General features: G+C 71.7%; 5 protein-coding genes and 1 pseudogene. All 6 read left to right on the top strand.

Features of this window, described 5'->3' with window-relative positions:
• The coding region (locus tag ACHFGS_RS12770; protein WP_394289529.1) for an FHA domain-containing protein at positions 1–591 on the top strand (591 nt) is incomplete at its 5' end.
• Positions 592–702: 111 nt separating this feature from the next.
• Entirely contained in the window at positions 703–1,845 is a 1,143-nt protein-coding gene (locus ACHFGS_RS12775; protein WP_394278319.1) for a serine/threonine-protein kinase, read from the top strand.
• A 1-nt stretch (position 1,846) separates the two neighbouring features.
• Complete coding sequence (locus ACHFGS_RS12780; RefSeq protein WP_394278318.1) at positions 1,847–7,801, top strand: Ig-like domain-containing protein; 5,955 nt, start codon at positions 1,847–1,849, stop codon at positions 7,799–7,801.
• A 56-nt stretch (positions 7,802–7,857) separates the two neighbouring features.
• Positions 7,858–8,853, top strand: a complete 996-nt coding sequence (locus ACHFGS_RS12785) for an AAA family ATPase (RefSeq protein ID WP_394289530.1) — start codon at positions 7,858–7,860, stop codon at positions 8,851–8,853.
• Positions 8,850–10,199, top strand: a complete 1,350-nt coding sequence (locus ACHFGS_RS12790; RefSeq protein WP_394280386.1) for a DUF58 domain-containing protein — start codon at positions 8,850–8,852, stop codon at positions 10,197–10,199. The genes ACHFGS_RS12785 and ACHFGS_RS12790 overlap by 4 nt, the downstream gene beginning before the upstream one ends.
• Positions 10,196–10,968, top strand: a pseudogene (locus tag ACHFGS_RS12795) (transglutaminase domain-containing protein); the annotation flags it as partial. The gene ACHFGS_RS12790 and the pseudogene ACHFGS_RS12795, both read left to right, overlap by 4 nt.

A 10,968-nucleotide genomic window follows, 5' to 3' on the forward strand; every position in this document is an offset into this window, starting at 1 on the left:
AGCTCGCCCGCGCCCTCGCCGAGGACGGCTGCCCGCGCGGCACCGGTGGTCGCTGCACCGGTGGCCGCCGCAGCGCCGGGCTCGCTCGACGAGTCCGACGTGCTGGAGACGCTCTCGATCGACCGGAGCGTGTTCGCGCGGCCGCTCGAGGATGACGACATCGAACTGCCCGCCTTCCTCACCGACGAGACCGGCGACATCGAGCTCCCCGACGACCGCACCCTCCTCGGCGGACTCCGCGCCGCACCGAAGGCCCAGGCGCGCTACGCGCTGGACGTCACCCCCGGACGCGCGCTCCCCCTCGACCGCCCGATCGTGCTCGGTCGCGGGCCGCGGCCGGCGCGGCATCCCGGGGCCCGCATCGAAGTCGTCCCCTCGCCGGCGAAGGAGATCTCCGGTGCGCACCTCGAAGTGCGCCTCGACGGGGATCAGCTGCTGGCACGCGACCTCGACTCGACGAACGGGACGATCGTCCGGCCGGCCGGCGGCGAACCGCTGCTCCTGCGCGGCGGCGCCTCGCTGCGCGTGCCCCTGGACACCGCGTTCGATCTCGGCGACGGCGTGACGGCCGTCTTCGTGACCGCACCGTGAGCCCCGGAACCGGCTTTCTCCCCGCAGATCGCTTATGTTAGAAAACCTTCACAAAGGATCTGACGGGCAGCGCGCGGTGGCGGCGCTCATGACGGCGGGATGAGGAGAGGCATGGCCCACAGGCTGCCGTCGACGCCCCCCGCGCTCTCCGGTTTCACGTACGTCCGCCCTCTCGGCGCGGGTGGGTTCGCCGACGTCTTCCTCTTCGAGCAGAACCTCCCTCGCCGTCCCGTCGCCGTCAAGGTCCTCCTCGAGGACATCGTCGACGAGAACCTGCTGCGCATGTTCAACGCCGAGGCCGACGTGATGGCACGGCTGAGCGCGCACCCCTCCATCCTCACGATCCACGAGGCGTCGATCTCCGCCGACGGCCGCCCGTACCTCGTCATGGAGTACTGCCCCACCTCCCTCACCGCGCGCTACCGCCGCGAGGTCATCCCGGTGACCGAAGTGCTGCAGCTGGGCGTCAAGATCGGCTCCGCGCTGGAGACCGCCCACCGCGCCGGACTCCTCCACCGCGACATCAAGCCGTCGAACATCCTCGTCACCACCTTCGGGTCGCCCGTGCTCTCCGACTTCGGCATCGCGGCGGCGGTCGAGAGCCGCCCGGGCACGGAGGAGGTGTTCGCGATGTCGGTTCCCTGGAGCGCCCCCGAGGTCGTCGACGAGAGCGTCTCCGGCTCCATCGCGGCAGAGGTGTGGAGCCTCGGGGCGACGCTGTACTCCCTGCTCGCCGGGCGCAGCCCGTTCGAGCGCCCCGGCCGGGGACAGAACTCCCGCGACCAGCTGAAGGCCCGCATCCGCCGGGCCGCGTACACACCGGTCGGGCGCGACGACGTGCCCGCCGAACTCGACGCCGTCCTGGCGAGGGCGCTCAGCCGGGACCCTGCCGCGCGGCATCCCTCCGCCGCTGCCTTCGCCCACGATCTGCAGCAGATCCAGCACCTGCTGGGGGTGCCCCACACGGCGATGGAACTGGCCGTCGACGAGTGGGCGACAGCCGGGGCCGCCGTCGACTTCGACGATGATCGCGCACGGGGCACGGTGCGGCCGACGGTGTCGTACGAGTCGCGCCGTCCCGCCCGTGCGCGCGCGATCGCCGAGCGTCGACCCGACGAAGGCACGATCCTCGCCGGGTCGGCGCCGCAGCGGCGGATGCCACCGGGCGCGAAGCTCGCACTGTACCTCGGCGGCGGCGCCCTGCTCGTGGCGGGCGGCGCCCTGACGACGTTGCTGTTCCTGGGCGGGAACTGACGTGGCCCGCGCCCGCGAGCCCCGCCCCCGTCTTCGCCGCTCCACGTGGATCGGCGCGGGCGCCGTCACCGCGACCCTCGCGGTCATCACGACCCTCGCCGTCGTCTGGCCGGGATTCGACGCGCAGCAGACCCCCGTCGACGACGCGACCGTCTGGGCGATGCAGAACGGCACCGGTAGCGGGTACGCGAGGGTGAACCTCGAGCTCGGCGAGGTCGACACGGTCAAACAGGTGGAGAACGGCACGACGCTCGCCCAGACCGCCGACCGCCTCTTCGTCTACAGCGACGGCGGCGCGCAGTTCTCCGACGTCAACCTCGCGACCCCCGCCGATCTCACCGCCGACGCGGAGGACGTCTTCACCTCCACCCCCGCCGGCACGGTCGACATCGTCACCGCCGGCGACGCAGTCGTTTATCGCACCGACGGCGGCGGCGTGTACGGCTCGACGCTCTCCGGCGGCGGGGCGATGGCCGCGATCGACCCGTACGCCGGGGTCGAGGTCGATGAGGGCGAGGAGATCCCCCGCTTCGCGGCGAGCGCCGTCTCCGTCGACGCGGAGGGCGTCGTCTTCGCGTACTCGGCGGACGACGGCCTGCTCATCCGCGCGGAGGCGGCGACCGGCCGGGTCCTCGATCAGGACACGCCCGCCATCACCCCGACCGATGCCCAGCTGACCTCGGTCTCAGGTCGCTGGGTCCTCTACGACAACACCACAGGCGAGATCGCCGTGCAGGGCCGCGACGACACGGCATCCGTGCCGCCCTCGGCGACCACTCTGGTGCAGCGGGCGGCGACCGCGGGCACGGCGGTGTACCTCGCCGACGCCGACGGCGTCACCCGGGTGCCCCTCGACGCCGGCGACGCCGAACGTGTTCTCGACGCAGCGGCGCTCGGGGCCCCCGCGGCGCCGACGCCCCTGGGCGCTGCCGTGCACGCGGCGTGGCTCACCGACGGCACCGGCGGCGGATCGCTCTGGTCAAGCGATGCCCCCGACACGGTGACCGGCCTCGACTACGCGGGCGCCGACATCGGCGACGCCGTCGATCCGGCGTTCGTCGGCAACGGCGCGCGCCTGGCTCTCAACGACCGGGCGTCGGGCTGGGTGTGGCGGGTTCCCGACGGGCTTCTCGTGCCGTCATCGCAGCAGTGGCAGCTGACCCCCGACGCCGACAGCTCCGATGAGAACGACGAGCGCACCGATCGTGTGCTCGACCCGAAGCCCCCCGTCGCCGTCGACGACGTGTTCGGCGTCCGCGCCGGGTCGATCGTCCTTCTCCCGGCCCTGCTCAACGACCACGATCCGAACGAGGACGTGCTGAGCATCGACCCCTCGTCGGTCTCGGGGATGGATGCCGACTTCGGAACCGCGACGGTGACCGGAGCCGAGCAGCAGATCGCCGTCTCGGTCTCGCCCGACGCCTCCGGCACGGCGCGGCTTCGGTACCGCGTCACCGACGGCACCTCGCGCTCGGGGCTGCTGTCGGAGCCCGCCACCGTGACCCTGCGTGTCGTGGCTGAGGCGGAGAACTCCGCGCCGCAGTGGTGCGGCGTCGAGGAGTGCCTGGCGTCGTGGCCGACCCTGTCGGTCGCTCCCGGCGGCACCGTCACCGCCGAGCTGCTCGAGGGCTGGGTCGACCCCGAAGGCGACCCCCGGTACCTCGCCGGTGTCGAGTCCGCTCCTCGGGTCGGCACCGTGACGACCACTCCCGAGGGCGAACTCACCTATCAGCACCCCGACCCCCACATCACCGACGCAATCTCGGTGCAGGTCGACGTCGTCGTCTCCGACGCACGCGGGGCGCGCACGACGCAGCCGCTCACGATCGAGGTCACCCCGGCTCCCGAGCTCGCCGCCGAGTCGTTCGCCGTCACCGGGATCGCGGGTCAGCCGCTCGAGGTGTCCGTCGCCCCGTACGTCTCGGGTGCGCAGGGCGCGGTCGCGATCAGTTCGCTCGTGGCGCTCGACAGCGCCCGATCGGATGCCACGGCGAACCCGTCGGCGCTGACCATGACGGTGGCGGCGTCCGAACCTGGCTCGTATCTCGTCCAGTACGGCGTCCGCGACGAGGTCGGCGAGGTGAGCGCGTCGGTGCGAGTCACGATGCGTGCGGCGGAGGAGGCGGCCCTCTCCACTCCCCCGCTCACCGCTTTCGTGCGCCCGAATGAGGACGCGACGATCGACGTCGCGGCGGCGGCGTCGAACCCCTCCCAGCGGGTTCTGCTGCTCGAGGACATCCGTCCGAGCGGCGACCCGAGGGCGACCCTGAGCGTCGACCTCGTCGGGCAGAGCCTGCTGCGGGTGAGCGGGTCCACCGACGACGGCAACCCGGGGCTGCTCGGTGTGGTCCGGTACCGCCTCACCGATGGCAGCACCTCCGATCCCCTGACCGCCGAGGGCGCCGTCTCGGTGATCCTCCTGCCCGCCGGTTCCGCCGAACCGCCCATCGCCGTCGATGACGCCGTCACCGTCCGCGCCGGCGCCCAGGTCGACATCCCGATCCTCGGCAACGATCACGCCCCCGACGGCTCCCCCATCTCCCTCGACCCGACCTCGATCGTGAACGAGACCGGCGGCGGCCTCGCCTTCGCGTCGGGGCGGGTGCTGCGGTATCTCGCTCCCGATCAGGCCGGCACCTACGCGGTGACCTACCGGGTGTACCGGCTCGGATTCCCGGAGGTCGTCGACACGGCCCGGGTGACGGTGACGGTCATCGGCGGCGAGGACAACGCCGCTCCCCTCCCGGGAACCCTGGAGGGCCGGGTCGTGGCCGGGCAGAGCGTCACGATCCCGTTCGACGACTTCGCGGTCGACCCCGACGGCGACAGCGTCACCCTCGACGCGATCCTCGAGCAGCCCGAGAACGGATCGGGATCGGCTTCGATCACCGCCGACGGCCAGGCGATCGTGTACACGAGCCCGGAACGCTTCAGCGGTCAGGTGCGAATGACCTACCAGGTGCGGGATTCGCGCGGCGCGACGGGTACCGGAGAGGTGAAGGTCGGCGTCATCGCGACGCAGAGCGACCCGTCACCGGTCACCTTCAGCGATTACGTGCAGGTGCAGGTCGGCGAGGACAACTCCGTGGTGGTCCGACCGACGGACAACGACGTCGACCCGTTCGGAAGCGCCCTGACCCTCACCGAGGTCACCCCGAACGCCCCGGCCGGCAGCGGCGAGTACCGTGCGCTCGCAGGCCGCGTGGCATCCGTCTCCGAAGACACCGTGACCCTCACTGCCGGCGACACCCTCGGCACGTTCTCGTACAGCTACACCGTCACGAACGCGGAGGGCGACGCGGCGATCGGTCTGCTCGTGGTGAAGGTCGTCCGCGATCCGGTTCCCGATCATCCCGTCATCACCGACACGGTGCTCACCCTCGAGAACCGGGAGGACTTCGAGGACGGCGTGGACGTGCTCAGCGGCATGGTCACGTGGACCGGCGGCGATCCCGGCGGCCTCGACCTGCGCCTGTGGGGCGACCCTGACGGCGTCCGCGCGCGCGGCTGGAGCATCGCCGGGGAGCTCCCCGAGAACGCGCTCCTCGTGCCGTTCGAGGTCACCGGCCGCGCCTTCGACGGCACCGAGGTGACCTCCTACGGGTTCCTCCGGGTGCCCGGCACCGCGGACATCCGGCTCAGCCTGCGGGCGGGCCTGCCGCCGCTGCCGGTCGTGGAGAACGAGTACGTCGACTTCGATCTCGCCGACGGGGTGATCATCCCCGACGGTCAGTCCCTCGTCCTCGACCGGGACGGCGTGCGCGCCGGCGGCTCCCGCCCCTCCGCGCGATGCGAGGTCGTCAGCGGCACCGTCATCCGCTACACGGCTGGTCGAGGAGCACCGTGGCGCGACGCCTGCATCGTCCCGGCGCGTCTTCAGGTGCAGGACGAGTTCACCGTCCTCACCCTCCCCGTGACGGTCGAGGCGGAGACCCCGCAGCCCATCCTGCGCAGCGCATCGCTCGGTGTGCGACCCGGCGCGAGCGGCACGTACGACCTCGCCGACATGGTGCAGTGGGCGGGCGTGGAGGCGTGGGATTCGCTGGAGTACGCCGTGACCTACCGCGGCGATCAGTTCACGGTCACCGCCGAAGGGGCCCAGGTGAGCGTCACCGCTCGAGACCAGTCCCGCCCGGGCCGGGAGGAGTCGGTCACGGTGACCCTCCCCTCCCACCCCGAAGCCGGCTCGGCGAGCCTCGTGCTGACCGTCGGGCCCGCACCCTCGGCGCTGCCGCGCGGCGGCTCCGCGGAGCGGACCTGCTCGCAGTCCGGCGGCACCTCCTCCTGCGTCATCGAGGTCATCGGCGCCGCCGGCGAGGTCAATCCGCTGCCGGGCACGCCCTTGCAGGTCGTCGCGGCCACCGGGTCGGCGAACTGCCCGGGTGTGCGCTTCGCCGTCGCCGGGACCACCGCCGTCCGTGCCACCTGGTCATCGGATGCCGAGGGTGCGGCGTCGTGCGTCGGCTCGTTCACCGTCCAGGACGCGCAGGGACGCCAGTCCAGCGGCGACCGCGACGGCCAGGTGATCCTCGACCTCCGGGGCCTGCCTGCCGACCCGACCCGCCTGGACTGGACGGCATTCTCTGCCGACTCGGTCACCCTGCGCGTCATCTCGGATGCCGGTTCGTACCCCGGCGTGGAGGGCTATCGCATCACGACCGGCGGCCGAGAGGTCGCCACATGCCCCGCATCGGGGGCGTGTGCACCGATCGCCGCACCCGTCGGGGAGAAGCGCGTGTACGAGGCGCAGGCGTTGAACGCCGTGGGGTCCTCCCGCGGAAGCGTCCGCGCCGAGGCGTGGGCGTACCGGGCCCCCGCCCAGCCCACGGGATCCTCCTTCGACCCCGTGCCCTCCGGCAACGCCGGCGGGGTCGCGACGATCGTGATCAGCGGCCTCGACGACACCACCGGGAGGGTCCGCCTCCAGGGCGGAGCCGCCGGCAGCGCGACGCAGTCCGTCAGCGGCGGTACCGCGACCTTCCCCGGCTACCAGATCGGCTCGAACGAGCCCACCGCGCTCGTGGCGACACCGCTGACGCAGTTCGACCTGCCGCCCATCGCCGGCGGGTCCACGGAGGGTCGCTCGCTCGAGCTTCGCGCCCACGGTGTCGGGGCGCCCTCCATCAAGCTGACCCAGAGCACCACCTCGAACTCCATGCGCGTCGACGTCCGTGTGACGGCGCAAAGCAGCGGTACTGAGCCGCTCTTCGGCTACAGCGAGCGTTCTGCCCAAAGTTGCACGCCAGATACACGCGATGCGAGCCGCAGCTTCGATGCGCAGACGTTCCGGCAGAAGACGATCTATGTGTGCGCCACGAGCACGTTCAAGGGTGATGGCGGGTTCGGCGTGACTTACGCGGAGATCACCGCTCGGCCGACCGGAAATGTCGAGGCACCGTCCGGGATGACATTCCAGGTGTCCGCGCGCCCGAGTGGAGGTCAGGGCCAAGGTTTCACCTATGCCGCCAGCGGACACTCCTCACCTGGGCAGAAACCGTTCCCGGATGCCGAGCTTCGGTATTACCTCAACGACGCCCCGGCGCCCAACGGAACGTTCGCTCCTCGATTCAACAGCCCTAACGACAGGTGGACTGCGAAGTGGTGCGATTCGTTCCTCGGCATCGAAACGAACTGCTCTGACCCGATCACGATCACGCCCGCCGAAGGCAGCGCCGACTACCCCGTTTCCATCTCGACGCAGAGCGTTCCGTCATGCCGCTCCGACCAGGCGGCGCCAGACTGGGCACCGTCGGAAGTTGGCCCGAGCGTCTACACCGTCACGAAGACCGTCACCGATGGCGAGTATGGTCCCCGGCGGGTCGAGTGGACGGTGAACTGGATCGGCGCGCTCGATGGTCTCAACTCCTTCACCGTCTCATCGGATTGCGAACAGATACCGCCGCCCGAGCCCGAGCCCGAGCCGACGCCAGACCCCACGCCGACCGGCACCCCCTGACCCCCAGCCGCCGCGACGGCCGAGAATCGGCATCCGCGGCATCCGAGAGGAACACGATGACCATCACCGCCGAACAGGGCGCCTGGTTCCAGCAGACCTTCCGCACCCTCGTCGACAACGTCGATCAGGTGGTCCTCGGCAAGCGGCACGTCATCGAGCTCGCCTTCACCGCGATGGTCTCCGAAGGCCACCTCCTCCTCGAGGATTTCCCAGGCACCGGCAAGACCTCGCTCGCCCGCGCGATGGGGCAGTCCGTGCAGGGGACGAGCTCGCGCATCCAGTTCACACCCGACCTGCTCCCGGGAGATGTGACCGGCATCACGGTGTACGACCAGCGCCGCGGCGAGTTCGAGTTCCACCAGGGTCCGATCTTCGCGAACATCGTGCTGGCCGACGAGATCAACCGCGCCTCGCCGAAGACGCAGTCCGCCCTCCTGGAGGTCATGGAAGAGGGTCACGTCACCGTCGACGGCATCACGCGTCCCGTCGGGGTGCCCTTTCTCGTGGTCGCGACCCAGAACCCCGTCGAACAGGCCGGCACCTACCGGCTGCCCGAGGCTCAGCTCGACCGCTTCCTCATGAAGACGAGCCTCGGCTACCCCGATCACGCCGCGACCGTCCGCATCCTGGAGGGCTCGAGCGCGGGCCGCCGCGATGTGGAACCGGTCATCACGCCGCAGGGCGTGGTGAGCATGGCCGACATCGCCCGCGGCACCTACCTGAACCCGCTCGTCCTGGACTACATCGCCCGGATCGTGGAGGCCACGCGCCTGGCCACCGAGGTGCGGCTGGGCGTCAGTGTCCGCGGCGCGCTCGCGCTGACGAAGGCCGCCCGCACCTGGGCGCTCGCGCACGGCCGCACCTATGTCACGCCGGACGACATCAAGGCGCTCGCCGTGCCCGTGCTCGCGCACCGCCTCATCCTCGATCCCGAAGCCGAGTTCGACGGCGTCACCCCCGAAGCCGTCGTCGGGCAGGTCCTGCTCGACGTCGTGCCGCCGAGCCAGAGCGATCAGCAGCGCGATGCCGGCACGCGGAAAGAGGGTGCGTGAGCTTTCCCACCGAGTCGCGCCTGACCCGGACGGCGACGTCCACCGGGTATGCGCGCACCCGCTACGACGACACCGCGAGGTCGACCGTCCTCGCGGTCCGCGGCGTGCAGTCGTGGCGGCGGGTGCGGGCGATCGCGCGCGCCGTGTGGCGGGCGATCGTCGACACCGTGACCCCGGTCGGGTGGGTCGTGCTCGGTGTCGCCGTCCTCGGGCTCGCCGTCGGACTCCCCCTCGGTCTCCTGGAGTTCGCCGCCGCCGGTGGCGCCGCCCTGCTCCTCCTGGTGCTCTCGGTGCCGTTCCTCTTCTCCGCGCGCGCCTACCAGGTGCGACTGCTGCTCGCCCACGATCGGGTCGTCGCCGGCACCCCCGTCACCGGAGAACTCGTCGTGACGAACGTCGGCCGGTCGGTGGCGCTGCCCGGCCGTGTCGACGTCCCCGTGGGTGCCGGACTCGTCGACGTGAACGTGCCGCTCCTGCGGCCGCGGCACGATTTCCGCGAGAAGGTCGTGATCCCCACCGCCGCGCGCGGCATCATCACGGTCGGCCCCGCCCGGACCGTCCGCGGCGACCCCCTCGGCATCCTCACCCGAGAAGCGACGTGGGAGGACACCCACACCCTCTACGTGCACCCCGTCACGACGGCGCTGCGCAGCACCGCGGCCGGCTTCATCCGCGACCTCGAAGGCAGCGCGTCACGGACGATCGTCGACGCCGACTTCTCCTTCCACGCACTCCGCCCCTACGTTCCCGGCGATTCACCGCGTCAGATCCACTGGAAGTCGACGGCGAAGACCGGCGCCCTCATGGTGCGCCAGTACGAGGAGACGCGACGCTCCCGCATGGTCATCGCGCTGGCGCTCGGGGAGAACGAGTACGCGAGCGACGACGAGTTCGAGCTCGCCGTGAGCGCGGCGGCATCCATCGGCATCCGCGGGATCCGCGACGGACGCGACGTCGACGTGGTCGTCGGCGGCGAAGTGCCCGAATTCGCGCGGCGCGCCGTCCGGACGATCCGCGAACTCACCACCGTCTCCACCCGCACCCTCCTCGACGACCTCGCCGGCATCGACCGTTCGGAACGCGTGAACCCCCTCCGCGACGTCACCTCGCTGGCCGCCGAGACCCACCCCGACGTCTCGGTCGCCTTCCTCCTGTGCGGATCCACCGTCACCCCCGCCCAGCTGCAGTCGGCGTCGCTCGCGTTCTCGTCCGAGGTCGCGGTCGCGGCGCTCGTCTGCGCCCCGTCGGCCGAGCCCGGCATCCGCCGGCTGGGCTCGATGAGCGTGCTCTCGATCGGTCTGCTCGATGACCTCCGCCATCTGCTGGCGAAGGGGGCGCAGTCGTGAGCGGGGCGTCCCGTCGCGAGGTGCGGCCGGCGCGTCAGACGAAGGATGCCGGCACCCGCCGGCGCGGACTGCTGTCCCAGACCCTGCTGCTCAACGCGCTCTTCGCGGTGGGAGCGCTCGCCGTCTGGCCGATCTATCGGAGCACGGGCTTCATCGTCGCGGTGGTCGTCGGCGTCGCCGTCGCCCACCTCGTGGCATTCGCGGGGATGCGATGGCGATGGTCGGGATGGTGGGTCGCGCTCGCCGCCCTCGGCGGATACCTCGCGGTCGGGCTCCCTGTGGCCGCACCTGGAGCCCTCGGCTCGGTGCCCGGAGCGGCCCGCGCCTTCGTAGGGGTCCTGACGGCGCCGGTGACCGGCTGGAAGGACCTGCTCACCCTGGAACTGCCCCTCGGCACCTACCAGACGACGCTCGCGCCGGCCCTGCTGCTGTTCATCGCGGTGCCGACGGCGGCGCTCAGCCTCGCGTGGCGCGCCGACCGATGGTGGATCGCGGCCGCGCCGACGAGCCTTCTGCTGAGCGTGTTCGGCGTCGTCTTCGGCGCGCGAGAGCTGGCCCCCGCGGTGACGCTCGGCCCGCTCACCGTGCCACGCGAAGCGCTCATCGGGGTGGCGGCGCTCGTCGTCGCCATCGCCGTCGTCGTCGGTCGCACCCGCGCCGATCGACGACGCGCCCTCGCAACGGCGGTCGCCGCGAGCGGAGTCCGTTCGAGCGGCGCCACCGGCCGCGGTGTCGCCGGCCGCGCCGTGGTCGCCGGGTCGATGAGAAT

Origin of the sequence: Microbacterium sp., from assembly GCF_043427715.1 — a bacterium.
Classification (GTDB): domain Bacteria; phylum Actinomycetota; class Actinomycetes; order Actinomycetales; family Microbacteriaceae; genus Microbacterium.

Bases quoted from the DNA above. Each gene is read 5' to 3' on its own strand.
- ACHFGS_RS12785 (WP_394289530.1), top strand. From the start codon at position 7,858: ATGACCATCACCGCCGAACAGGGCGCCTGGTTCCAGCAGACCTTCCGC.
- ACHFGS_RS12775 (WP_394278319.1), top strand. From the start codon at position 703: ATGGCCCACAGGCTGCCGTCGACGCCCCCCGCGCTCTCCGGTTTCACG.